General features: G+C 75.5%; 19 protein-coding genes, 1 pseudogene and 1 riboswitch. Of the genes and pseudogenes, 11 read left to right on the forward strand and 9 right to left on the reverse strand.

Features of this window, described 5'->3' with window-relative positions; all coding sequences use genetic code 11:
• From AC5FZL_RS06450 to AC5FZL_RS06465, 4 genes are all read left to right on the forward strand, one after another.
• A partial coding sequence (locus AC5FZL_RS06450) for a glycoside hydrolase family 127 protein (protein WP_493617743.1) occupies window positions 1-1883 on the forward strand: 1883 nt, incomplete at its 5' end.
• Window positions 1884-2048: 165 nt separating this feature from the next.
• Window positions 2049-3803 (forward strand): ABC transporter ATP-binding protein, encoded by a 1755-nt coding sequence (locus AC5FZL_RS06455; protein ID WP_493617744.1) that lies wholly within the window; start codon window positions 2049-2051, stop codon window positions 3801-3803.
• On the forward strand, window positions 3800-5470 hold the full coding sequence (locus AC5FZL_RS06460; RefSeq protein ID WP_493617745.1) for an ABC transporter ATP-binding protein: 1671 nt from the start codon (window positions 3800-3802) through the stop codon (window positions 5468-5470). The genes AC5FZL_RS06455 and AC5FZL_RS06460 overlap by 4 nt, the downstream gene beginning before the upstream one ends.
• An 81-nt stretch (window positions 5471-5551) precedes the next feature.
• A complete protein-coding gene (locus tag AC5FZL_RS06465) occupies window positions 5552-6397 on the forward strand; it encodes a phytanoyl-CoA dioxygenase family protein (RefSeq protein WP_493617746.1) in 846 nt (281 codons plus the stop codon).
• A 27-nt stretch (window positions 6398-6424) separates the two neighbouring features.
• Here AC5FZL_RS06465 and AC5FZL_RS06470 read toward each other — a convergent pair whose 3' ends face one another.
• Window positions 6425-7225 carry an SDR family NAD(P)-dependent oxidoreductase gene (locus AC5FZL_RS06470; protein ID WP_493617747.1) on the reverse strand — a complete coding sequence of 267 codons (801 nt, stop codon included), beginning with the start codon at window positions 7223-7225 and terminating at the stop codon, window positions 6425-6427.
• 93 nt (window positions 7226-7318) lie between these two features.
• Here AC5FZL_RS06470 and AC5FZL_RS06475 point away from each other — a divergent pair, with 93 nt between their 5' ends.
• The 3 genes from AC5FZL_RS06475 to AC5FZL_RS06485 all read left to right on the forward strand — a co-directional run bounded on the left by AC5FZL_RS06475 (window position 7319) and on the right by AC5FZL_RS06485 (window position 9986).
• Window positions 7319-7768: a MarR family winged helix-turn-helix transcriptional regulator gene (locus AC5FZL_RS06475; protein ID WP_493617748.1), complete on the forward strand. Its 450-nt coding sequence runs from the start codon at window positions 7319-7321 to the stop codon at window positions 7766-7768.
• A gap of 71 nt (window positions 7769-7839) precedes the next feature.
• Complete coding sequence (locus tag AC5FZL_RS06480) at window positions 7840-8280, forward strand: MarR family winged helix-turn-helix transcriptional regulator (RefSeq protein ID WP_493617749.1); 441 nt, start codon at window positions 7840-7842, stop codon at window positions 8278-8280.
• Between the two features lie 125 nt (window positions 8281-8405).
• On the forward strand, window positions 8406-9986 hold the full coding sequence (locus AC5FZL_RS06485) for an MFS transporter (RefSeq protein WP_493617760.1): 1581 nt from the start codon (window positions 8406-8408) through the stop codon (window positions 9984-9986).
• A gap of 114 nt (window positions 9987-10100) precedes the next feature.
• Here the strand turns inward: AC5FZL_RS06485 and AC5FZL_RS06490 are convergent, their stop codons facing one another.
• Entirely contained in the window at window positions 10101-10562 is a 462-nt protein-coding gene (locus AC5FZL_RS06490) for a C40 family peptidase (protein WP_493617750.1), read from the reverse strand.
• Window positions 10563-10567: 5 nt separating this feature from the next.
• Window positions 10568-10748: riboswitch (cyclic di-AMP (ydaO/yuaA leader) on the reverse strand.
• A 172-nt stretch (window positions 10749-10920) separates the two neighbouring features.
• On the opposite strand from AC5FZL_RS06490, the gene AC5FZL_RS06495 reads away from it, so the two are divergent.
• On the forward strand, window positions 10921-12366 hold the full coding sequence (locus AC5FZL_RS06495) for a lipase maturation factor family protein (protein WP_493617751.1): 1446 nt from the start codon (window positions 10921-10923) through the stop codon (window positions 12364-12366).
• Between the two features lie 21 nt (window positions 12367-12387).
• Here AC5FZL_RS06495 and AC5FZL_RS06500 read toward each other — a convergent pair whose 3' ends face one another.
• From AC5FZL_RS06500 to AC5FZL_RS06515, 4 genes are all read right to left on the reverse strand, one after another.
• A complete protein-coding gene (locus AC5FZL_RS06500; protein WP_493617752.1) occupies window positions 12388-14454 on the reverse strand; it encodes a beta-galactosidase in 2067 nt (688 codons plus the stop codon).
• A gap of 100 nt (window positions 14455-14554) precedes the next feature.
• The gene (locus AC5FZL_RS06505) at window positions 14555-15901 is read right to left on the reverse strand and encodes an ABC transporter substrate-binding protein (RefSeq protein WP_493617753.1); all 1347 of its coding nucleotides are present in this window, start codon (window positions 15899-15901) and stop codon (window positions 14555-14557) included.
• 65 nt (window positions 15902-15966) lie between these two features.
• Entirely contained in the window at window positions 15967-16944 is a 978-nt protein-coding gene (locus tag AC5FZL_RS06510; RefSeq protein ID WP_493617754.1) for a carbohydrate ABC transporter permease, read from the reverse strand.
• Window positions 16944-17867, reverse strand: coding sequence for a carbohydrate ABC transporter permease (locus AC5FZL_RS06515; protein WP_493617755.1), 924 nt, complete (start codon window positions 17865-17867; stop codon window positions 16944-16946). The genes AC5FZL_RS06510 and AC5FZL_RS06515 overlap by 1 nt, the downstream gene beginning before the upstream one ends.
• A 277-nt stretch (window positions 17868-18144) precedes the next feature.
• Between AC5FZL_RS06515 and AC5FZL_RS06520 the strand changes: the two genes are divergently transcribed.
• The gene (locus AC5FZL_RS06520) at window positions 18145-19128 is read left to right on the forward strand and encodes a LacI family DNA-binding transcriptional regulator (RefSeq protein ID WP_493617761.1); all 984 of its coding nucleotides are present in this window, start codon (window positions 18145-18147) and stop codon (window positions 19126-19128) included.
• Window positions 19129-19208: 80 nt separating this feature from the next.
• Here the strand turns inward: AC5FZL_RS06520 and AC5FZL_RS06525 are convergent, their stop codons facing one another.
• The 3 genes from AC5FZL_RS06525 to AC5FZL_RS06535 form a co-directional block, all read right to left on the reverse strand.
• Window positions 19209-19412: a hypothetical protein gene (locus AC5FZL_RS06525; protein ID WP_493617756.1), complete on the reverse strand. Its 204-nt coding sequence runs from the start codon at window positions 19410-19412 to the stop codon at window positions 19209-19211.
• Complete coding sequence (locus tag AC5FZL_RS06530) at window positions 19409-20629, reverse strand: cytochrome P450 (RefSeq protein ID WP_493617757.1); 1221 nt, start codon at window positions 20627-20629, stop codon at window positions 19409-19411. The genes AC5FZL_RS06525 and AC5FZL_RS06530 overlap by 4 nt, the downstream gene beginning before the upstream one ends.
• Before the next feature lie 82 nt (window positions 20630-20711).
• Window positions 20712-21332 carry a GDSL-type esterase/lipase family protein gene (locus AC5FZL_RS06535; RefSeq protein WP_493617758.1) on the reverse strand — a complete coding sequence of 207 codons (621 nt, stop codon included), beginning with the start codon at window positions 21330-21332 and terminating at the stop codon, window positions 20712-20714.
• A gap of 62 nt (window positions 21333-21394) precedes the next feature.
• Between AC5FZL_RS06535 and AC5FZL_RS06540 the strand changes: the two genes are divergently transcribed.
• Both AC5FZL_RS06540 and AC5FZL_RS06545 read left to right on the forward strand, forming a co-directional pair.
• Window positions 21395-22321 (forward strand): phosphotransferase, encoded by a 927-nt coding sequence (locus AC5FZL_RS06540; RefSeq protein WP_493617759.1) that lies wholly within the window; start codon window positions 21395-21397, stop codon window positions 22319-22321.
• A 237-nt stretch (window positions 22322-22558) separates the two neighbouring features.
• Window positions 22559-22947, forward strand: a pseudogene (locus tag AC5FZL_RS06545) (hypothetical protein); the annotation flags it as partial.

The following is a 22947-nucleotide window of genomic DNA, read 5'->3' on the forward strand; positions in this document are numbered from 1 at the left end:
CGCCCACGGCGACGTCGAGCGCGGTGCTGCGGCCCCTGGACCACCGGGACGTGCGCCTGGACCCCCGCGGTCTCCTGGGGTCCCTGCAGGAGCTCAACCGCACGGCGACGATCGACCACTGCCTCGCCAACCTGGAGAGCGCAGGGAACCTCGACAACCTGCGTCGGCTGCTCGGGCGCTCCGACGCGGACTTCACCGGGTTCTGGTTCGCCGACTCCGACATCTACAAGGCGCTCGAGGCCGTGGGCTGGGAGCACGGCCGCTCGGGCGCCGAGGACTGGAGCTCCTTCCTGGAGGAGACGACGCAGCTCCTGCGCGCGGCCCAGGAGGACGACGGCTACCTCGACTCCTGGATCCAGGGCGTCCACCCGGACCGCCGCTGGCTGGATCTGGAGGAGAGCCACGAGATGTACTGCGCCGGCCACCTGTTCCAGGCGGCCGTCGCCGTGGCGCGCACCGGCGCGGGCGAGGAGCTCCTCGACGTCGCGCGCCGGCTCGCGGACCTGCTGGTCGCGGAGTTCGGCGAGGGCGCGAAGGAGGGGATCGACGGGCACCCCGAGGTGGAGACCGCGCTCGTCGAGCTCTACCGGCACACCGGCCACGAGCCGTACCTGGCGCTGGCGTCGCGGATCGTGGAGCTGCGCGGGCGCGGCCTGCTCGCCGAGCACCGCTTCGGCGCGCAGTACCTGCAGGACCACGCGCCCGTGCGGGAGGCGACCGAGGCGACCGGGCACGCCGTGCGCCAGCTGTACCTGGCCGCCGGGGTCGCCGACGTCTACCTCGAGACCGGCGACGAGTCCCTGCTGCGGGCGATGGAGGAGCTGTGGACCAGCGCCTTCACGCAGAAGACGTACATCACCGGCGCGCACGGCTCCCGCCACCGCGACGAGGCGTTCGGCGACCCCTACGAGCTGCCCGCCGACCGGGCGTACGCCGAGACCTGCGCGGCCATCGCCAGCTTCCAGTGGAACTGGCGCATGCTCCTGGCCACCGGCCGGGGGCGCTACGCCGAGGAGATGGAGCGAGCCCTCTACAACGGGATCGCCGGAGCCACGTCGGTGGACGGGCGGCACTTCTTCTACTCCAACCCGCTGCACCTGCGGCCCGGCCACGACGGCTCCACCGAGGACGCGCCGTCGGAGCGGCTCTCCTGGTACGCCTGCGCCTGCTGCCCGCCGAACCTCGCGCGCCTGCTGGCCTCGCTGCACGACTACGTCGCCACCGGCGACGACAGCGGCGTGCAGCTGCACCTCCTGGCGCCCGGCACCGTGAGCGCCACCGCGCCGGACGGCCGGCCGGTGCGGGTCGCGGTCACCACCGGCTACCCCTACGACGGCGGGGTGCACCTGGTCGTCGACGGCGGCGGCGGCGAGTGGACGCTGTCGGTGCGCCTGCCGGAGTGGGCCGAGGACCCCCGCCTGACCATCGCGGGCGAGCCCGCGCCCGTGGCCGCCGACGCGGACGGCTACGTCCGGCTGCACCGCCGCTGGGAGGCGGGCACGGAGGTGCACCTGGAGCTGGGCATGGCGGTGCGCCTGGTCCGCGCCCACCCCCGGGTGGACGCCGTGCGGGGCTGCGTGGCGATCGCGCGCGGCCCCCTCGTCTACGCCCTCGAGCAGGCCGACCAGGCCGACGGCGTGGAGGTCGACGACGTGCGGATCGACCCGGCCGCCCCGCCGCAGCCGGCGGAGGGGATCGAGGAGCTCGGCGTGCCGGTCACCCTCGTCGGGCCGGCGACCGCGCTCACGTCGCTGCCCGGGTCGCTGTACGCCGCCGAGGAGCCCGGGAGCGCGGCGGCGCCGACGACCGTGCGGGCCATCCCGTACTTCCGCTGGGCCAACCGGGGGCCGGGCGCCATGCGGGTCTGGATCCCCACCACCTGAGGCGCGCACCCCGCGGGCGGCGGCGTCCTGCCCGCGCGCCCCGGGGCGTGCGCCCCCACGCACGCCCCGGGGCGCGTGGGCGCGCTCGCACGGGGTAGGTGCTGCGGGACACCGGTCCGACCCAGGAGCCCCGTCATCGCCTGCGCCCCGCCCCCGGGCCCTGCCGTGCCCTCCCCGCCCTCCGTCCTCCCCCGCTCCGCCGTCCACCTGCTGCTGTCGACGGCGTGGAGCACCCGCCGGCACCTGTCCCTCGGGATCGCTGCGGGCCTGGTCTGGCAGGGGGGCGCCGCCCTGGCGCCGCTGGTGCTCGGCCGCGCCCTCGACGACGGCGTCGTCCCGGGCGACGTGCCGGCGCTGCTGACCTGGTGCGCGGTGCTGGCCGCGCTGGGGGCGGTCGAGGCGCTCGCCGCCCTGGTGCGGCACCGCCACGCGGCCGCCTCGTTCGCGGAGTCCTCGGCGCTGCTGCGCCAGCGGCTCCTGGACCGCTCGCTGGTCCTGGACGCCCGGTTCCACGACCGCGTCCCGCCCGCCTCGCTGCTGGCCCGCGCCACGAGCGACGTCGAGCGCGTCGGCCGGCTGCTCGACTCCCTGGCCCACACCGTCGCCTTCGCGGTGACCCTGGTCGGCGTCACCGTCCTGCTGGCCGTGCTGGACGGGCGCGTGGCGCTGCTGGTCTCGGGCGGCCTCCTCTCCCTGACCCTGCTCATGGCCTGGGCCGCTCCGCGCCAGCGCGCCCGCACCACGGCGCTGCAGGAGGCCGTCGACGCGGTCACCGTGAGCATCGACGAGACCGTCACCGGCCTCGACGTCGTCCAGGGCATCGGCGCCGAGCGGGCCCGCGAGGCGGCCGTGGCCCGCGACACCGCCGAGGTCCAGCGGCGCGGCCTGGCCGTGCACCGCCTCAACGCCGGGGTCGAGCCGTTCCTGGACGCCGTGCCCCTGCTCGTCCTGGCCCTCACCGTGCTCGTCGGCGGGCGCCTGGTCCTCGCCGGTGACCTCAGCGTCGGCGAGCTCGTCGCGGCCACCTCCTACGTCGTCCTCCTGGCCACGCCCACCCGCGTGCTGGGCGAGCGGGTGGCGACCGTGCAGGCGGCCCTGGCCTCGGCGCAGCGGATCGCGCAGGTGCTGGCCGCCGAGCCGGTCCTGGACTTCCCTGGGCAGCCGGTGCCCCTCCCGCCGGGCCGGGCCCTGCCGGTGGCGCTGGACGGGGTCAGCTTCGGCCACGGCGGCGCGCCGGTCCTGGAGGACGTCGCGCTGAGCGTGCGCGCCGGGGAGCGGGTGGCGCTCGTGGGGCCTCCGGGCTCGGGCAAGTCGACGCTGCTGCGCCTGCTGGCCCGCCAGTACGACGTCGACGCCGGGCGGGTCCTCCTCGGAGGCGTCGACGTGCGCGACGCCGACCTGGCCGAGGTGCGCTCGCGCGTGGCCCTGGTCGCTGAGCCGGTGCTCTTCGCCGGCAGCGTCGGCGACGCGATCCGCTTCGCCGACCCCAGCGCCTCGCTGCCGCGCGTGCGCCGCGCGGCCCGCGCCGCCGAGGCGGACGGCTTCGTGAGCGCGATGCCGGACGGTTACGACACCGAGGTCGGCGAGCGCGGCGGCCGGCTGTCCGGCGGGCAGCGCCAGCGCCTGGCCCTGGCCCGCGGCCTCCTGGCGCAGGCGTCGGTGCTGCTCCTGGACGACGTCACCTCCGCCCTGGACCCGGCCACCGAGGACGCCGTCGTGACAGGGCTGGCCGAGGCCGCGCAGGGCGTGACCGTGGTGCTGGCCACCTCCCGGCCCGGGGCCCTGCGCCTGGCGGACCGCGTGGTCGTCCTGGACCGGGGCCGGGTGGTCGCCGACGGGGCGCACGAGCACCTGCTGGCCACCAGCGCCCTGTACCGCAGCCTGTGCGGCGCTGCCGGCGACGACCGGGCCTGCGCGTGAGCGCGCCCCTGCCCACGCCGAGCGCCCGGGCGGTGGTGCGCCACGTCGGCGCGCTGCTGCGGCCCCACCGGGTCCGCGTGCTCGTGCTCGCCGCCACCGTCGGGGTCGGCGCCCTGGCCGCCACCGCCGCGCCGCTGCTCGTGCGCTCGGCCGTGGACGGGGTGCTGGCGGGCCGGACGGGCGCGCTGGACCGCGCCGCGGTGGGGATCGCGGTGCTGGGAGCGGTCGCCGGCGCCGTCACCGCGGTGCGCCTGCGCCTGTGGGGCGCGGTGGCCGAGGCCGTCCTCGCCGAGCTGCGGCGCCAGGCGCTGGCCCGGGTGCTGGCCCTGACCCCGCCGCAGCTGAGCCGGCTCGGGCGCGGCGACGTCCTCTCCCGCACCACGGGCGACCTGGAGGTCCTCGGCGAGGCAGCGCGCCTGAGCCTGCCGGTGCTGGTCCGCGCGAGCGCCGTGCTCGTCCTCGCCGCCGTCGTGCTCGCCCGGCTCTCGCTCCCGCTGGCGGGGGTCGCCGTGCTGGGGCTCGCGGTCGTCGGCTGGTCCGCGCGCCGGCTGCTGCGCCGCACCACGGTGGTCTACCCGCGCTACCGCGGCGACTTCGGCGCCGCCCTCGGGCTGATGCGCGAGAGCCTCGTCGGGGTCCGCGTCGTGCAGGGGCACGGGCGCGAGGCCGAGCGCTCCGCCGCCTACGGGGCGGCGAACCAGCAGGTGGTCGACCGCTACGGCGAGGGCACCCGGGCGCGCAACGCCTTCTTCCCCGTCGTCATCGCCGTGCAGTCCGCCGCCGCGCTGGCGACGCTGACGGTCGGCGCGGCGCTGGTCTCCGTCGGGGCCGCCTCGGTGGGCACGGTCAGCGCGGCCGTCCTGGCGACCGTCGCGCTGTACCTGCCGGTGAGCCAGCTCGCCGACGTCCTGGACCAGGTGCAGACGGCGCGGGCCGCCCTCGGGCGCGTGGTGGCGCTGCTCGACCTCCCGCCCTCCCTCGACGCACCCGAGGACCCGCTCCCGGTGCCGGCCGACGGCACCCTGGCCGTGGACGGCGTCCGGTTCAGCTACGGCCCCGGCCGGTGGGTGCTCGACGGCGTCGACCTGGTCGTCTCCCCCGGCGAGGTGGTCGCCCTGGTCGGGGAGAGCGGGGCGGGGAAGTCGACGCTGGCGGCGCTGGCCGCGCGCTGGGCCGACCCGGACGCCGGCCGCGTCACCCTCGGCGGCACGGACCTGCGCGACCTCGCTCCCGAGGAGCTGCGGCGGGCCGTCGTCGTGGTCCCCCAGGAGGGGCACCTCGTGCGCGGCAGCGTCGCGGACAACGTCCGGCTCGCCCACCCCGACGCCTCGGACGCCGACGTGCTCGGGGCGATGGACCGGATCGGGCTGCGCGCCTGGGCCGAGGGGCTCCCCTCCGGCGTCGGCACCGCCGTGGGCCACGGCGGCGGAGCGCTGTCGGCCGGTGAGCGCCAGCTCGTCTCGCTGGCCCGGGTCGCCCTCGCCGACCCGCAGGTGGTCGTCCTGGACGAGGCGACCTCGGCCCTCGACCCCGCCACCGCCGCGCTGGTCGACACCGCGCTGCACCGCGCGCTGGAGGGCCGGGCCGTGCTGATGGTCGCCCACCGGCCCGACAGCGTCGCGCGCGCGGACCGCGTGGTGCGCCTGGACGGCGGCCGCGTCGCCTGAGCCGGCGCTCGCCCTGCGCTGGCCGCGGCGCGCCGGGAGGAGAACACTCGGGTGCGTCGTCACCCGTCGAGGAGGACTGGAATGACCGCGACCGCGTCCACCACGCCCGTCACCACGCCCGTCACGCCCGAGCAGCTCGAGGCGCTGCACCGCGACGGCGCCACCGCGCAGAAGGGCGCCTTCACCCGCGAGTGGGCCCAGGCGATGCGCGAGGACATCGAGGTCGCCTTCGCCGAGGCGCGCTCGCGCCCGCGCGGCGCGGTCGGGCGCGGCACGAAGCGCTACTACGTCGAGATCCACCCCGAGCAGCTGCGCGGGTTCGTCGACCTCGTCACCCACCCGTGGGTGACCTCGGTGTGCGAGAGCGTGCTGGGGCCGCACTACGAGATCGTCGAGGTCGGCTTCGACATCCCCTTCGCCGGCGCGCGCGACCAGCCGTGGCACCGGGACTTCCCGTCCCCGCCCGAGACGCTCACCGAGCGCCGGTACACGTCCCTGGCGTTCAACCTCACCGGCGTGGACACCGAGCCGGACATGGGCCCGTTCGAGATCGCCCTGGGCACCCAGTACGACGCTCCGGACGAGCACTGGGACCACGAGATGTTCCCGCCGAAGGAGTACTACGGCCGCTACGAGGAGCGGGCCGTGCGCAGGTACCCCTCGATGGGCGACGTCTCCGCGCGCTCGGCGCTGACGCTGCACCGGGGCACGGCGAACCAGTCGGAGAAGTCCCGGCCCGTGCTCGTGCTCGGCATCGACGCGCCGGGGGCCGGCAACGCCGCCCACCACGACCTCGCGGTGACGCGGCGGTACTGGGACGCCCTGCCCGAGCAGGTGCGCGCGCACCTGAGGTGCCCGGTGGTCGACGAGCTCACCCCGATCACGCAGAAGCACGAGATCGAGGGCCTCGTCATGGGCGACGCCTAGCCCACCGCACGCCAGCGGGTCAGCGGGTCACCGGGCGGTCCAGCCGCCGTCGACGAGCAGGGTGTGCCCGGTGACGAGGGACGCCGCGGGCGAGCACAGGTAGAGGACGGCGCCCGCGACGTCCACCGGCTCGCCGATGCGGTGCAGGCCGGCGATCCGCTCGACGACGTCGGCCTCGAACGCCGGGTCGGACAGCGCCGCCTCGGTGCCCGGGGTGCGGATGAACGTCGGCGCGACGCAGTTCACGGTGACGCCGTGGCGCCCCCACTCCACCGCCAGGCAGGCGGCGAGGTGGGAGACGGCGGCCTTGGACAGGCAGTACACGGACTCCCCCGGCAGGGCCACCGCGCCGGCCTGGGAGCCCATGAGCACGATCCGCCCGCCGCCCTGGGCGATCATCGCGCGCCCTGCGGCCTGCGCGGTGAAGAACGTGCCCTTGACGTTGACCGCCACGGTGGCGTCGAAGTCGGCCTCGGTGACGTCCTCGGCGGGGTTGCCGGGGGCGATGCCGGCGTTGGCGACGAGGACGTCGAGGCGGCCGAAGCGCTCGACCACGGCGTCGACGCCGGCCCGCACCTGCGCGAGGTCGCTGACGTCGAGCTGCAGCGGGAGCACCCGGCGGCCCAGCGCCTTCACCTCGGCCACCAGGCCGGCGTCGGCGTCCGCGTCGCGCAGGCCCAGGGCGACGTCGGCGCCCGCGTGCGCCAGGGCCAGGACGACGGCGCGGCCCAGGCCCCGCGCGGCGCCGGTGACCAGAGCCACCTGGCCCTCGACGTCGAAGCGGGGGACCTGCGGGGCCGGAGCGGCTGCGGTGGCGGCGTCGGTCATGGCGCGCATGCTGCCAGGGCGCCCCCGGGGGCTGCCCGTCGTGGCGGCGCGGGCGGCGCGCTCCGCCCTCGACGGTCCGGGGAGACTGCTGGCATGCGCGACGACGCCTCCACGCCGAGCCCGCTGGGAGACCTCGAGGCGGTGCTGGCCGACCTGTGGCAGCGGTCGCGGGCCACCGCGCGCGACCTCGCGCACGGCCTCCACCCGCGCCTGGACCCCACGGCCTACCCGCTGCTCGCGGTGCTGGGCCACGCCGAGGCGATGCGCCCGTCGGAGCTCAGCGACGCGCTCCTCCTGGACCGCTCCACGGTGACCCGCCAGGTCGACGCCGCCGAGCGGCTCGGCCTCGTGACCCGCGTGCCGGACCCCCGCGACGCGCGGGCCCGGCTCGTGGCGCTGACCCCGGCAGCGCGCGAGCGCCTCGAGCGCCTGCGCCAGGCGCGGCTGGACCGCTGGCACGCCTCCCTGGCGCAGTGGCCGACGGAGGACGTGGAGCAGCTGACCCGGCTGCTCGAGCGGCTGCGGGAGGCCGGCGTCGACTGACCCAGCGTTTGGTTGCCGATCGCAACTTGTTGGCGTATGGTTGCGACCCTCAACTACCGGGAGGGGGCGCAGTGGTCGACGAGCGAGTGGCCGAGGAGCTGGTCCAGGCCTTCTCCGACGTCGTCCGCGCCGTCCGCGTCGGCGACCGGCAGGGGCCGGGCTCGGCGCCGGCCGCCGTCCTCGCCCTGCTGGCCGACCTGCACCGCCTCGGCGACGTCCGCGTCGGCGACCTGGCGGCGGTCAGCGGCACCGGCGCCCCCACCGCCAGCCGCCACGCGGCGGCCGCCGAGGACCTGGGCCTGGTCGCGCGCCGCCCCGACCCCGACGACCGGCGCGCGTGCCGCCTGGCGCTGACGCCCGAGGGCGCACGGGTGCTGGAGGCCCACCGCGCCCGGCAGTCCCGGCGCCTGTGCCAGAGCCTCGCCGGCTGGAGCGACGAGGACGCCGACACCCTGCTGAGGCTGCTCCGGCGCCTGGGGCCGAACGCCCCGGCGCCCACCCCGCTGCCCTGAGAGCCCGCGGCCGCCCTCCGGGCTGCCGCCGTCCCGCGACGCCGCGCGGCGTCCGCTTCCCCCCCGAGGTCTGGAGGACCCTGTTGAGCTCCACCGACGCCCCACCCGCTGAGGTCAGCGGCCGGATGACGCACCGCCAGACGATCACGGCCCTGTCCGGGATGCTGCTGGCGATGTTCACGGCGCTGCTGTCGTCGACGATCGTCTCCAACGCCCTGCCGACGATCGTCAGCGACCTGGACGGCAGCCAGCGGCAGTACACCTGGGTGATCACCGCGACGCTCCTGGCCTCGACGGCGACCACGCCGATCTGGGGCAAGCTCTCGGACCTGTTCAGCAAGAAGCTGCTCGTGCAGGTCTCCATCACCATCTTCACCGTCGGGTCGATCATGGCGGGCCTGTCGCACTCGATGGAGACCCTCATCGCCTGGCGGGCGGTCCAGGGCCTCGGCCTGGGCGGCCTGCAGTCCCTGGTGATCATCGTGATCGCCGCGATGATCAGCCCCCGCGAGCGCGGTCGGTACTCCGGACCGATCGCGGTGGTCATGTCCGTGGCTCCGGTCGCCGGCCCGCTGCTCGGCGGCGTCATCGTCGACAGCTCGCTGGGCTGGCGCTGGTGCTTCTTCGTCGGCGCGCCCCTGGCGGTCGCCTCCCTCGTCGTCGTCCAGCGCACGCTGAACATCCCGACCATCAAGCGGCCGGTGAGCATCGACTACCTGGGCGCCGCCCTCATCATCGGCGCGGTCTGCGACCTGCTGATCTGGGTGACCCTGGCCGGGAACCAGTTCGCGTGGGGCTCCGGGACCTCCCTGTCCCTGCTCGCGCTCGGCCTCGTCCTCACCGCTCTCGCCCTGGTCGCCGAGGCCCGTGCGACCGAGCCGATCATCCCGCTGCGCCTGTTCCGAGACCGCACGACGGCGCTGGCCACGACGGCCAGCATCGCCGTCGGCGTCGCGCTCTTCGGCGGCGCGGTCTTCCTCGGCCAGTACTTCCAGATCGCCCGCGGGTACTCCCCCACGGCGGCCGGCCTGCTCAGCCTGCCGATGATCATCGGCTCGATGATCGCCTCCATGGGGTCGGGCATCCTCATCACGCGGACCGGCCGCTGGAAGCGCTACATCGTCGCCGGCGCCGTCCTCATGGCCGCCGGGTTCGCGCTGCTCTCCACGATCGACCACGCCACGCCGATGCTCCAGATCTTCGCGTACCTGCTGGTCCTCGGGCTCGGCATGGGCATGGTCATGCAGAACCTCGTGCTGGCCGTGCAGAACACGGTCCGCTCCAACGACCTGGGCGCCGCGAGCTCGATGGTCTCCTTCTTCCGCTCCCTCGGCGGAACGGTCGGCGTCTCGGTGCTCGGCGTGGTGCTGGCCGACCACGTGGCGGACCTGACCAGCCGGGGGCTGCGAGCCCTCGGCGTCGAGGCCACCGGCACCGACGGCGGGGCGGGGCTCGGCGGGCTCGACCAGCTGCCCGGGCCGATCGCGGACGTCGTCCGCGGCGCGTACGGGGACGGCACCGCGCGGGTCTTCCTGATCTCCGCGGTGCTCGCGGTGATCAGCCTCGTCGCGATCGTGCTCATCAAGGAGGTGCCCCTGCGCACCGAGACCGGCGAGGAGCTGCGCCGCGCCGAGGAGCAGCAGGCCTCCGTGGCCCTGTCCGGCGGCACCGAGCCGGCGCTGTCCCCCGCGGAGACCGCCCGCTGACCCTGGCCGCCGGCACCGCGGCCGCGCCGCGCCGATCATGGAGGAGACCGGGGTGCCGGGCTCCCAGCACCCCCGAGTCGTCCATGATCGGCGCGGCGCGACGCGGCCGGCAGGTCAGATGACGCGGCCGTAGACGACGGCGCTGGTCCAGATGGCGCGCTGGCTCACGCTCTTGCCGGCCCGGGGGGAGTCGAAGATGCGGCCGTTCCCGGCGTAGATGGCCACGTGGTAGGCGCGGCCGCTGCCGCTGGTGAAGAACACGAGGTCGCCCGGGCGGGCCTCGCCGGCCGAGATCCGGGTGCTGGCCTGCAGTTGCGCGTTCGCGGTGCGGGGCAGGGAGACGCCCACGCGGCCGAGGACGTACTGCGTGTAGCCGGAGCAGTCGAACCCGGCGGGCGTGGTGCCGCCGTACCTGTACGGGGTGCCGAGGAAGTCGTCGGCGACGTCGACCACGGCCGCGCCGGTGGCCGCCTGGGCCGGGAGTGCGGCGCTGGCGAGGAGCCCCGCGGACAGCAGGGCGCCGGCGGCGGCCCGGGCCAGGAGGGCATGACGAAGGCGGGTGGGGCGGTTGGACACAGAGGTGCACCTCTCCGACGCCTGCGAGGTGAGCTGTCGGGTTCGGGTGGGATGGTCACCCGGCTCGCGCGTGGCGCAGAGCTTCACCCCGAGGACGCGCGGTGGCGCCCGGAAGTGGTTCCCCCGTCCCCTGCCGTGCGGATCGCAGACCCCAGGGCGCCGGCAGGGGCTCGGCGTGCGCCACGTGGGTACTCGCGGCAGTCGCCGAGAGCGATATCAACGTAACCCTTCGTCACGATTTGTGCCCAACCGTCCTGGTTGGGCCGCGTGTCGTGGCCCTGGCGCGGGGTAGCGGCACCGCAGGGCGACGCTGCCGGGATGCCGCGTGACGACGAGGCGCCCCACGAGGAGGCGAGACGTGGACTGGCTCTCCGATCCCGGCTACTGGCTCAGCCGGCTGGTGTTCACGCGGGCCCTGGCGCTCATCTACCTCATCGCCTTCGTGGCGGCGCTGCGCCAGTTCCGCCCGCTGCTCGGCGAGCGGGGCCTGACGCCGATCCCCCGGTTCGTCGCCCGGGTCGGCTTCCGCCGCTCCCCCAGCCTGTTCGCCTGGCACTACTCCGACCGCTTCTTCGCGCTGTGCTGCTGGGTCGGCATCGCGCTGTCCGCGGCCGCGCTGCTCGGCCTGACCGACCGCCTGCCGCTGGCGGGCTGGATGGCGGCGTGGTTCGTCCTGTGGGGGCTGTACCTGTCGATCGTCAACGTCGGGCAGACCTGGTACTCCTTCGGCTGGGAGACCCTGCTGCTCGAGACGGGCTTCCTGGCGATCTTCCTCGGCCCCGCGGACGTCGCCCCGCCCGTCCTCGTGCTGTGGGCGCTGCGCTGGCTGCTCTTCCGGCTCGAGTTCGGCGCCGGCCTCATCAAGATCCGCGGCGACAGCTGCTGGCGCGACCTCACGTGCCTCGACCACCACCACGAGACGCAGCCGATGCCCGGGCCGCTGAGCTGGTACTTCCACCACCTGCCGGCCCCGCTGCACAAGGTGGAGGTGGTGGTCAACCACGCCACCCAGCTCGTCCTCGTCTTCGGGCTCCTCATGCCGCAGCCGATCGCCACGGTCGCCGCCCTGTTCATGATCGTCACCCAGGCGTACCTCGTCGTCAGCGGCAACTTCTCCTGGCTCAACGCGCTGACCCTGGTCCTCGCCCTGCCGGTGGTCGACGGCCGCTGGCTCGAGGCGGTCCTGCCGGTGCAGGCGCCGAGCGACCTGGCCGCGCCCGCGTGGCACACCTGGCTGGTGGTCGCCCTCGCCGCGGCCGTGGTGGTGATGAGCTGGTGGCCGGTGCGCAACCTGCTGTCGAAGGGGCAGGCGATGAACGCCAGCTTCTCGCCGCTGCACCTGGTCAACACCTACGGCGCCTTCGGCTCGGTCACCCGCGTCCGCCGCGAGGTGGTCGTCGAGGGCACCGACGACCCCGTGCTCGGCGCGGGCGCGGTGTGGCGGGAGTACGAGTTCAAGGGCAAGCCCGGCGACGTGCGCCGCCGGCCGCCGCAGGTCGCGCCGTACCACCTGCGCCTGGACTGGCTCCTGTGGTTCGTCGGCATCAGCCCCGGCTACGGGGAGCCGTGGCTGGGGCGCCTGCTCGTCAGGCTGCTCGAGGGCGACCGGGCCACGCTGCGGCTGCTGCGCTCGTCGCCGTTCCCGCCGTCGTCCCCGCCGGTGTTCGTGCGGGCCCGCCTCTACCGCTACCGGTACACGACCCCGGCGGAGCGGCGCGCGAGCGGGGCCTGGTGGTCGCGGGAGCTCCTCGGCGACCTCGTCGCGCCGATGTCGCTGCGCGACGCGGGGCTGCGGACCCGGTGAGGTCCGCAGCCCCGCCAGCGGTCATCCGGTGGTGCGCGGCCGCCGCAGCACGAGCACCTGGCGCGGGGCCAGCGCGCCGGGGGTCGGGGCCTGGCCCGCGGGCCCCGAGGCCGCCAGGACCGGCACGTCGCGCAGCGGCGCCGGGAGGTCGAGGGCGTCGTCGCTGCGGTTGACGAGGAAGACGAACTCGCTCTCGTCGCCGGCGCGGACGACGGTCTCGACCTTCCCCGCCAGCTCCTCGGGCAGGTCGGCGCCGACGCCGGCGAGGGCGAGGACGTCCCTCAGCACCGGGCCGAGGCCCTGCGGCCCCAGCCGGGTGCCGACGTAGGTCGCCGACCCGGCGGCGGGTCGCCGGCGGGTGATCGCCGGGCGGCCCGCCTGCAGCCCGTCGGCGTAGGTGGCGACCGCGGTCGTGTCCGGGTCGGTGATCTGCACCCGGTCCGTCCACAGCGTGCCGACGGTGCCGTCGTCCAGCGCCACCGCCTGCCCGTCGAGCAGCGGCGAGAACTCCTCGATCCGGATGCCGAGCAGGTCCCGCAGGGCTCCGGGGTACCCGCCGAGGTGGACGTGGTCGTCCTCGTCGACAATGCCGGAGAAGTACGTCACCACGAGGTGGCCGCCGTCGGCGACGTAGGCGTCCAGGCGCGCGGCCGTCTCGGCGCCCACGACGTGCAGCACCGGCGCGACGACGACGTCGTAGGACGACAGGTCGCTGCCCAGGGGCACGACGTCGGCCCGGGTGCCGGCGGCCAGGAAGGCCGAGTACCAGTCCAGGGCCTCCTGGCGGTAGCGCAGGCGGCTGGTCGGGTGGGAGTCCAGCTCGCTGGTCCACCACGACTGCCAGTCGAAGAGGATCGCGGCGCGGGCGGGCTGCACGCGCGAGCCCGTGACCTCCGCCAGGTCGCCGAGCAGGGAGCCCAGGGCGACCACGTCGCGGAAGACGTCGCTGTCCTCACCGGCGTGCGGGACCATCGCGGAGTGGTACTTCTCCGCCCCCGCGGCGGACTGGCGCCACTGGAAGAAGCAGACGGCGTCCGCCCCGTGGGCGACGTGGGTGAGGGAGTCGCGGGCCATGGCTCCCGGCGCCTTGGCCAGGTTCACCGGCTGCCAGTTCACCGCGCTCGTGGAGTGCTCCATGAGGAACCACGGGCGGCCGCCGGCGATGTTGCGGGTGAGGTTGGCGGAGAAGGACAGCTCGTCCGCCGCCTGCGGCCCGGGCAGGACGTAGTGGTCGTTGGAGACGAAGTCGACCTCACCGGCCCAGTCCGCGTAGTCCATGCCGCTGGTCTCGTTCATCACCATGAAGTTGGTGGTGACCGGCACGTCCGGCGTCAGCCGCGCGAGGACGTCGCGCTCGGCGCGCAGGTGGTCCTTGAGCGCGTCGGAGGAGAAGCGGCGGAAGTCCAGCTGCTGCGTGGGGTTGGGGTGCGAGGCCGCCAGGCGCGGGGGCAGCAGCTCCTCCCAGGCGGTGTAGCGCTGGGACCAGAACGCGGTGCCCCACGCGTCGTTGAGGGCGTCGATGGTCTTGTAGCGCTCGAGCAGCCAGGTGCGGAACGCGGCCGCGGCGTCGTCGGAGTGGTCCCAGACGTTGTGGCAGCCGAGCTCGTTGTTGACGTGCCAGGCGGCGAGCGCCGGGTGGTCGGCGTAGCGCTGCGCGAGCGCGGTGACCAGCGCGAGGGCGTGCTCGCGGAAGACCGGGGAGGTCGGCCGCCAGTGCTGGCGGGCTCCGGGCCACAGCGTCCGGCCCTCGCGGTCGACCGGGAGGATCTCCGGGTGCGCCGTGGTCAGCCACGGCGGGGGCGAGGCGGTCGCGGTGGCGAGGTCGACGGCGATGCCGTTGGCGTGCAGGAGGTCCATCACCTCGTCGAGCCACGCGAAGTCCCAGGTGTCCGGGCCGGGCTGGATCCGCGCCCAGGAGAAGATCGCCAGGGAGACGGTGTTGACCCCGGCCTCGCGCATGAGCCGGACGTCCTCGGTCCAGGTCTCGCGCGGCCACTGCTCGGGGTTGTAGTCGGCGCCGAAGGCGATGCGGCCGGGAGCGGCGCCCTCGGGCCAGCGGAGCCAGCGGTGGGGTCGGCGGTCTTCCATCGGGGTCCTCCAGGGGTGTCGGTGCGGGTGGAGCGGTGCCGGTGCTGGGGCCGGTGGCCGTGGGCGGCGTCCGCAGAGGCCGCCCACGGCCACCGCGTGCTCACTCGTTGACGGTGAACCCCTGCTCGTTGCCGTAGTCCACGAGCGCGTCCTGCCACGCCTGGAGGCCCGCGGCCAGGTCGCCGCTGCCGGTGTACGCCTGGCCGACGGTGTCGTTGAAGATGCTGTTCGCGTAGACCTGGTACGGCAGGTACGACCAGCCCTCGACGACGCTCGTCGCGCCCTCGGCCAGCACCTGGTTCACCTTCTGCCCGCCGAAGTACGGGAACTCCTTGTCCAGGAACGCCGGGTCCTGCAGCTCGGCGCGCGTGGCCGGGAAGGCGCCGCCGTCGAGCCGGATCTGGACGCCCTCCTCGACGTTGGCGTACTGCGCGAAGCCGTAGGCCAGCGCCTTCTTCTCGCTGGCCGCGGGGACGGTCAGGGAGCTGCCGCCGTTCTCGGAGTTGGCGTTCGCGCCGGCCTCCCACTGCGGCATCGGGGCGACCGCCCACTGCCCGGCGCCGGCCGCGACGCCGGACTCGAGGTTCGCGGGCATCCAGGCGCCGATGGGCAGCGAGGCGATGCTGCCCGAGGCCAGGCCCTGGTACCACTCGTCGGTCCAGCCGGTGACCTCGGAGAGCAGGCCCTCGTCGATGAGGGTGTTCCAGGTCTGGGCGTACTCCATCGAGCCCTCGTCCTGCAGGTCGATGGTGACGTCCGTGCCGTCGACCTGGAACGGCTGACCGCCCGCCTGCCAGATCATCGAGGTGGTCAGGCCGGCGTCCCCGGTGTCGTTGGTGATGTAGACGTTCGGGTCCGCGGCGTGCAGCGCGCGCCCGGCCTCGACGTACTCGTCCCAGGTGGTCGGCACCGCGACGCCGAGCCGGTCGAAGACCGCCTTGTTGTAGAACAGCGCCATCGGCCCGGAGTCCATCGGCAGGCCGAAGATGCCCTCGCCGGCCTGCACCGCGTTCCAGGGGCCGGGCGTGTAGGTGTCCTCGAGCTCGCCGGCGCCGTAGGGCGTCAGGTCCGTGAGGGAGTCGGCGAGGGAGAACTGCGGCAGCGCGAAGTACTCGATCTGGGCGACGTCGGGCACGCCCTTGCCGGCCTTGATCGCGTTCTGCAGGGCGGTGTACGCGTCGTTGCCCGTGCCGGAGTTGACGAGGTTGACGTCGACGTTCGGGTACTCCTCCTCGAAGCTGGTGACGACGTCCTCGAGGGTCGGCTCCCACGCCCAGACGGTGAGCTCGCCGCCCTCCTCCAGGGCCGCGGCGACGTCCTCGGGCGAGGCGCTCCCGGAGGACCCCGTCGACCCGCCTCCGCCGCCGCCCCCGCAGGCGGCCAGGCCCAGCGCGACTGCAGCGCCCAGGGCGGCGGTCCGAACGACCGCGCGCTTCCGTGTCCTCATGGGTGTCCTTCCACTTCATCGTGAAGGCGCACAGGGGCCCTGTGCACCGGGGGTGGGTCGAGCCCTCAGGCCTTGACGCTCCCGGCCGAGAGGCCGGACTGCCAGTAGCGCTGGAGGACGAGGAAGGCCGCGATGAGCGGCAGGATCGTGAGCAGCGAGCCGGTGATGACGAGGTTGAAGATCGCGTCGCCGCCGATGGTCGCCGCCTGCGCGTTCCACGCGTTGAGGCCCAGGGTCAGGGGGTACCAGTCCGGGTCCTTGAGCATGATCAGCGGCAGGAAGTAGTTGTTCCAGGTCGCCACCATGGAGAAGAGCAGGACGGTGACCATCCCGGGCGCCAGCAGCGGCAGGCTCACCTGGAAGAAGGTGCGGAACTCCCCCGCGCCGTCCATCCGGGCCGCCTCGAGCATCTCGTCGGGGATCGCCTGCGCGGCGAAGGTCCACATGAGGTAGAGCCCGAAGGGGCTGATGAGCGACGGGATGATCACGGCCCAGGGCGTGTCCGTCAGCCCCATCCGGCTGAACATGAGGAACGTGGGGACGGCCAGGGCGGTGCCGGGCACCGCCACGGCGCCGATCACCACGGCGAAGACCGCCCGCTTGCCGGGGAAGGAGAACTTCGCGAGCGCGTAGCCGCCGAGCACCGCGAGGAAGGTCGCCCCACCGGCGCCGACCACGACGTAGAGCAGCGTGTTGAGCAGCCAGCGCACGAAGATGCCGTCGTCGTAGGTCAGCGTGTCGCGCACGTTGCCCCACAGGGCGAAGCCCTCGAACCACAGCCCGAAGGAGGAGAAGAGGTCCTCCTGGGTCTTCGTGGAGTTGATGAGCAGCCACACCAGCGGCACCAGGCTGTAGACGAGCACGAGCCCCGTCAGCGCGGTGAGCAGCACGCTGCGCTTCGGCCGGCGGGTGGAGCCGGGGGCAGGACGCCGGCTGCGCAGCTTCGGGGCGCTGCGCCGCGCCGGGCGCCGGCCCGGGCTCTGCGGCGCGGGGCCCGGCGCGGTGGCGCTGCGGGAGGCGGGACCGTGCGAGAGGGTCGACATCACGCCCCCTTGCGCATGCCGCGCAGCTGCACCACGTAGGCCACGGCCATGGTGATGAGCCCCATGATGATCGCGATGGTCGCGCTGTAGTTGTACTGCTGGCCGGAGAACGACAGGTTGTAGGCGTAGAGGTTGGGCGTGAAGTAGGTCGTGATGGCGTTGGGCGCCAGCGACTGCAGGATGCTCGGCTCGTTGAAGAGCTGGAAGCTGCCGATGATCGAGAAGATCGTCGCGATGACCATCGCCCCGCGGATGGCGGGCAGCTTGATCGCCGAGATGATCCGGAGCTGTCCGGCGCCGTCGATCTCGGCCGCCTCGTAGAGCTCGTGCGGGATCACCCGCAGCGCCGAGTAGAAGATCAGCATGTTGTAGCCGACGAACTCCCAGGTGACGATGTTGCCGATCGAGGCGAGCACCAGGGACGACGAGAGCGGGTTCGGCAGGCTCACGCCGAAGGCGTCGTTGATGTTGCCCACGAGCCCGAAGCGCGTGCCGTACATGAAGCCCCACATGAGGGTGGCCACCACGGCGGGCACCGCGTACGGCAGGAAGATGGCGATCCGGAAGAACGCGCTGCCGTAGAGCCGGGCGCTGTCGATCGCGAGCGCGACGAGCATCGCCAGGAGCAGCATCACCGGCACCTGGACGACGAGGAACAGCGCGACCCGGCTGAAGGACGACCAGAAGCGGGCGTCGGTGAGGGCCGCGGAGTAGTTGTCCAGCCCGACGAAGGCGTTGCCGCCCACGAGCTGGTCGCGGAAGAGGCTGAGGAAGATCGAGTAGACGATCGGGGCGAGGAAGACGAGGGCGAAGACGGCCATGAAGGGCCCGACGAACCCCCAGCCCACCCAGGTGCGCCGCAGCCGGGCGCCCCTCGCCCGCCCGGGTGGTGGCACCACGACGGGCTGTGACAACGCTGTCATGTCCGGTCCCTCTCGAAGGGGGTGTCCTGGCGCGCGATCGCTGGCTGGTGTTGAGCGACGGTGCCCAGGACGGTTCGGGTGGTAGCGCAAACACCGTAGACCGGAGGCCGATGTTTGCGCAACCATCATCCGGCGGGCGCGGTCGCGTCGCGTGCGTGGGAGGGTCGGGGCAGCACGGAGGAGGCGGAGGCGCATCGTGACCAGCACGGCCAGCACGGCCAGCACGTCCGCCGGCGGCGACGGCCGGCTCGTCCCCGGCCCGGCGCGCCGGGTGTCGATGGCCGACGTCGCGAAGGCGGCCGGCGTCTCCGCGCAGACGGTCTCGCGCGTGGCCAACGGCTACGCCGGGGTCCTGGAGGAGACGCGCCAGCAGGTGCTGACCGCGATGTCGCAGCTGGGCTACCGGCCCAACAGCGCCGCGCGGGCGCTCAAGAGCGGCCAGTTCCGCGCCATCGGCGTCGTCATGTCCTCCCTCGCCAGCGTGGGCAACATGCGCACCCTCGAGGCCATCGTCACCGCGGCCCTGGCCGAGGGGTACGCCATCACGCTGCTGCCCCCGCTCACCGACGGCGCCCCGGCCCCCTCCTCCCCCCACGCCGAGCACGTGGTCGACGCCGTCATCGTCGTCATGGAGAAGCAGCGGTTCGACGTCGACGCCCTGCTGCTGCCGCACGGCGTGCCGATCGTCGTGGCCGACTCCGACGCCGGCGACCAGTACGCCGTGGTCGGCACCGACCAGGACGCGGGCGCCCGCAGCGCGGTGGAGCACCTGCTCGACCTCGGGCACCGCAGCGTCTGGCACATCGCCGGCCCGGTCGAGTCTTTCGCGGCCGGCCGGCGGGCCGTCGCCTGGGAGCGCGCGCTGCGGGAGGCCGGCGCGACGCCGCCGCCCCTGCTGCGCGGGGACTGGACGCCGGAGTCGGGGTACCTGGCCGGTCGCCGCCTCGCGGACGTCCCCGAGTGCACCGCGGTCTTCGCCGCCAACGACCAGATGGCGCTGGGCGTGCTGCGCGCGCTGCACGACGCCGGGCGCCGCGTGCCGGACGACGTCAGCGTGGTGGGGTTCGACGACATCACCGAGGCGCCCTCCTTCCTGCCGCCCCTGACCACGGTGCACCAGCACTTCGCCGAGGTCGGCCGCCGGTGCGTCCAGCGGGTGCTCGGGCAGGTGCGCGGTCACCACACCGAGCGCGGCACGCAGCTCGTGCCGACCCACCTCGTCGTGCGCAGCAGCACCGCGGCTCCGCCCGCGGCCCGCTGACCTCCCGCGGGCTCAGCGGGCGGGCTCAGCGGGCGGGCTCAGCGGGGCGGGCTCAGCGGGGCGGGCTCAGCGGGGCGGGCTCAGCGGTGCGCGGCCGCGCGCTCCAGGACCCAGCCCCGGCCGGGGCACCCGTGCGGCAGCGGAGGGAAGCGGTGCCCCCGCACGTCGGTGGACTCGTACGCGTGGGCGTCGTCCTCGGCGGCGTCGCAGCGGTAGATGCCGCTGACGGGGACGACCTGACCGGGGCGGTGGACCTCCACGGGCCTGCGCGCTGGCTCGCTCACGGGTGCCCCGTACCCCCGGTGGCCAGCACCACTCCGCTGCGGGGGCGGGCGGGCATCACGTCGAGGTCGACGCCGAGGTCCTGCGGCGGCACCACCAGCGGCGAGGAGGCCAGGGCGCGGACGGCGACGGCGAGCATCGTGAGGGTGGCGCCCTCGCCGGGGCAGCGGTGGCCCGTCGCCGCGCCGCCACCGCCCTGGGGCACGAGCGCGTCCGGGTCGATCGGACCGGCGAGGAAGCGGCCCGGGTCGAAGGCGTCCGGCTCGGGCCAGTGCTCGGGGTCGTGGTCGGTGCCGTGGACGTCGAGGACGACGAAGCCGCCCCGCGGCACCCGCACGCCGAGCACGTCCTGCGCCGTGCGCGTGCGCGCGGCCAGCACCGGCACGAACGGGTACAGGCGGCGGACCTCGTGCGCGAAGGCCTGCAGCGCGGCGTCGTCGCCGGCGGCGATGCGCTCCCCCCACTGCGGGTGCTCGTGCAGGGCCTTGCCGGCGAACGCCACGAACCAGGCGACGGCCACCGTCGGGCGCACGACGTTGAGCAGCTCGACCGCCGCGACGCGCTCGGGCAGGAGCCCGCCCTGGAGGTCGCGGGCCGTGGCGGCGGTGTGCAGCGCCGTGCCCGGGGCGGGGTGCAGCTCCCCCGCCCGCACCTGGCGCACCAGGCCCCGCGCCCAGCGGTCCAGCTGCACCCGGGCGGCGACGGCCCGGGCGTAGGGGCGCCCGGGCCTGGCGAACCCGTCGACCACCGCGGCGAGCTGTCGCGCGCGCCGGGGCAGCTCGGCGGGCGCGGCCGGGATCCCGGCCCACCCGATCACCGACGTGGCGATGACCCTCACGGCCTCGTCGTAGAGCACGACGCGGTCGGCGTCCCGCCAGCGCACGAGGGCGGCGTCCCACTCGCGCTCGGCCCGCTCGCCCAGCGCCGCGACGGACGCGGGGCCCAGCACGTCGAGGAAGAGCGCCTTGCGGTGGTGCTGCTCGGCGTCGTCGAGCCCGTGCACCGACCCGCGGCCGAAGAGCACGAGCTTGATCGGCGGGGGGAAGGCGCCGCGGCGGCGCAGGCGCGGGTCGTAGAAGCGGCGCACGCCCTCGGGCCCGCCGACGACCGCGGAGCGGCGGCCGAGGAACCGGATCGGCACCGCGCTCGCGCCCTCGCGCAGCCGCGGGGCCCACGCGTAGCCCTCGCGCACGAGCCCGAGCGTGCGGTCCCTGGTCATGGCCACCGGTCCTGGGTCATGGCGTCGGCCTACCCCGCCCCGGCGCCCCGCACACCCCCGCGGGCCGGGGCGGACGGTGAGGTCAGGCGCCGTCGGCGACGGACGCCCGCTCGCGGGCCGCCTCCTCGACCACCGGGCCGAGCGCGCCGGCGATGAGCGCGTAGCCGGCGCTGGAGGGGTGGAAGCGGTCGGCGGAGAACAGGGCCGGGTCGGCGGCGAACGCCGAGGACAGCTGCGGGGCGAGGTCGACGACCCGCCCGCCGGCGGTGACCACGGCGTCGACCTGCGCCTCGCGGAGCAGCGTGCTGGCCGCCCGGACGAAGCCGCGGCCGGTGGCCGGCACGGCGGCCAGCACGCTGAGGTCCGGCGCGACGACGACGAGCACGTCGGCGCCGCGGGCCCGCAGAGCGGCGACGGCGCGCCCGAGCTGCTCGGCCGCGGAGGCGACGGAGACCTGCTGGACGAGGTCGTTGGCGCCGATGACGACGACGGCCAGGTCCGGGCGCCAGGACGCCGCGCGCGCCACCTGGTCGGCGAGGTCGGCGCTGCGCGCGCCGGGCACCGCGAACACCCGGTCGACGGCGACGACGCCGGCGGCCGACAGGGCCGCGGCCAGGCGCGGGGCGAGGGCCTCGGAGGGGCGGGCGGCACCGGTGCCGTGCGCGAGGGAGTCTCCGAGCAGGGCGAGGCGGAGTGGCGTCACCCACGGTCCAACACCGGCTCCGCCCGGTGCATGCCGGGTCTGGCGGCTGCCAGGATCGGTGCGTGGCCGGGGCTCCCCAGTGGACGGCGGAGCGCACCACCGACGCGGCGCGGGCGGCCCGGCTCGTCGCCGCCCGCTTCCCCGCCCTGCGCGGCGCTGCCGTCGTCCCGCTCGGCGAGGGCTGGGACAACGCGGTGCACCTCGTGGACGGCCGGTGGGCGTTCCGCTTCCCGCGCCGGGCGGTCGCGCTGCCCGGCGTCCGGCGCGAGCTCGCCGTCCTTCCGCTCGTCGCCCCGCTGCTCCCCCTGCCGGTCCCGGTGCCCGAGCTCGTCGCGGACGACGACGACCCGCACGAGCCGTGGCCGTTCACCGGTGCCCGCCTCCTGAGCGGGCGCGAGCTGGCGGACGGCGGCCTGCCCGAGGGCGCTCGCACCGCGGTGGCCTCCGCGCTCGGCGCCTTCCTGCGCGCCCTGCACGCCCCGGTCACGAGCGACGCCGTGGCCGGGCTCGAGCTGCCGGTCGACCCGATGGGGCGCGCCTGGCCCCGCGCCCGCCTGCCGCAGACCCTCGACCAGCTCGACCGGCTCGCGGCGGACGGCGTCTGGTCGCCCGACCCGGCGGTCGAGGCGCTGCTGCGCCGGGCGGAGGCGCTGGAGGCACCTGCCGGCCGCCCGGTCCTCGTCCACGGGGACCTCCACGTCCGGCACGTGCTCGTGACGGGCTCCGGCGGCGTCGGCGGGGTGATCGACTGGGGCGACGTCTGCCGGGGCGACCCCGCGGTGGACCTCGCGATCGCGTACGCCGCCTTCGCCGGAGCGGCGCGCGAGGCGCTGCTCGGGGCCTACGGGAGCGTCGACCCCGCGCGCGAGCTGCGCTCGCGCGCGCTGGCCGTCCGGCTCAGCGCGCTCCTCGCCGGCTACGCCGCGGCGGACCGGCGGCCGGCGCTGCTGGCCGAGGCCCTGGCCGGCCTGCGCCGCGCCGTCACCTGAGCCGCTGCCGGCGGGCCGCGCGGGAATGCTCCGGGCGCCGGGATCCTTGTACCCGGTGGCCGGTCCGGTACATGTCCCCCGGGCTTCAACCCTTCGCCGCCACGAGCGGCCACGCGCCGAGAGGCGACTGTCGGACCGGCCCTTCGCGTGGACGGCCGCCCGGTCCTGACCGGGCGGCCGTCGTGCTGTCCGGTGGCGACGTGGTGGGGAGGCGCGGTGGTCGAGGCGAGGCTGAGCGTGGGCACCCTCCCGCGCCCGGTGACGACGCCGTTCTCCCGGCGTCCCGCGGCGCACCCCGCTGCGCCTGCCGCCGGTGACGCCGACTCCCCCGCCGAGCCGCCCGCGACGCCGTCGAGCCTGGCCGAGGTGACCGTGCCCGCCGACGCGCTCCTGGCCGCGGCGCCGGGCGAGGAGCTCGCGGCCTGGGCCCTGCAGCACTGGGTGCTCGACGTGCGCGCCAGCGCCACGGCGTCCGCCTGGGTGCGCGAGCTGGCCGCCCGGGACGCCGCCCTGGCCCGGGTGCTGGGCTCGGTGCCCGACGGGGAGGAGCGCTCCCTCCTGCTGCGCCTGGACGTGCCCGGGGCGGTGCTGTGGTCGGCCCGCCACCGGCGCGCCGTGCTCGTCCG

The sequence above is a fragment of the Quadrisphaera sp. DVD1 genome (assembly GCF_058932755.1).

What these genes read in the sequence shown, in the direction of transcription:
- AC5FZL_RS06465 (WP_493617746.1), top strand. Translation starts at nt 5,552, where the DNA reads ATGACCGCGACCGCGTCCACCACGCCCGTCACCACGCCCGTCACGCCC.
- AC5FZL_RS06470 (WP_493617747.1), bottom strand. Translation starts at nt 7,225, where the DNA reads ATGACCGACGCCGCCACCGCAGCCGCTCCGGCCCCGCAGGTCCCCCGC.
- AC5FZL_RS06475 (WP_493617748.1), top strand. Translation starts at nt 7,319, where the DNA reads ATGCGCGACGACGCCTCCACGCCGAGCCCGCTGGGAGACCTCGAGGCG.
- AC5FZL_RS06485 (WP_493617760.1), top strand. Translation starts at nt 8,406, where the DNA reads ATGACGCACCGCCAGACGATCACGGCCCTGTCCGGGATGCTGCTGGCG.
- AC5FZL_RS06500 (WP_493617752.1), bottom strand. Translation starts at nt 14,454, where the DNA reads ATGGAAGACCGCCGACCCCACCGCTGGCTCCGCTGGCCCGAGGGCGCC.
- AC5FZL_RS06505 (WP_493617753.1), bottom strand. Translation starts at nt 15,901, where the DNA reads ATGAGGACACGGAAGCGCGCGGTCGTTCGGACCGCCGCCCTGGGCGCT.
- AC5FZL_RS06510 (WP_493617754.1), bottom strand. Translation starts at nt 16,944, where the DNA reads ATGTCGACCCTCTCGCACGGTCCCGCCTCCCGCAGCGCCACCGCGCCG.
- AC5FZL_RS06515 (WP_493617755.1), bottom strand. Translation starts at nt 17,867, where the DNA reads ATGACAGCGTTGTCACAGCCCGTCGTGGTGCCACCACCCGGGCGGGCG.
- AC5FZL_RS06520 (WP_493617761.1), top strand. Translation starts at nt 18,145, where the DNA reads ATGGCCGACGTCGCGAAGGCGGCCGGCGTCTCCGCGCAGACGGTCTCG.
- AC5FZL_RS06530 (WP_493617757.1), bottom strand. Translation starts at nt 20,629, where the DNA reads ATGACCAGGGACCGCACGCTCGGGCTCGTGCGCGAGGGCTACGCGTGG.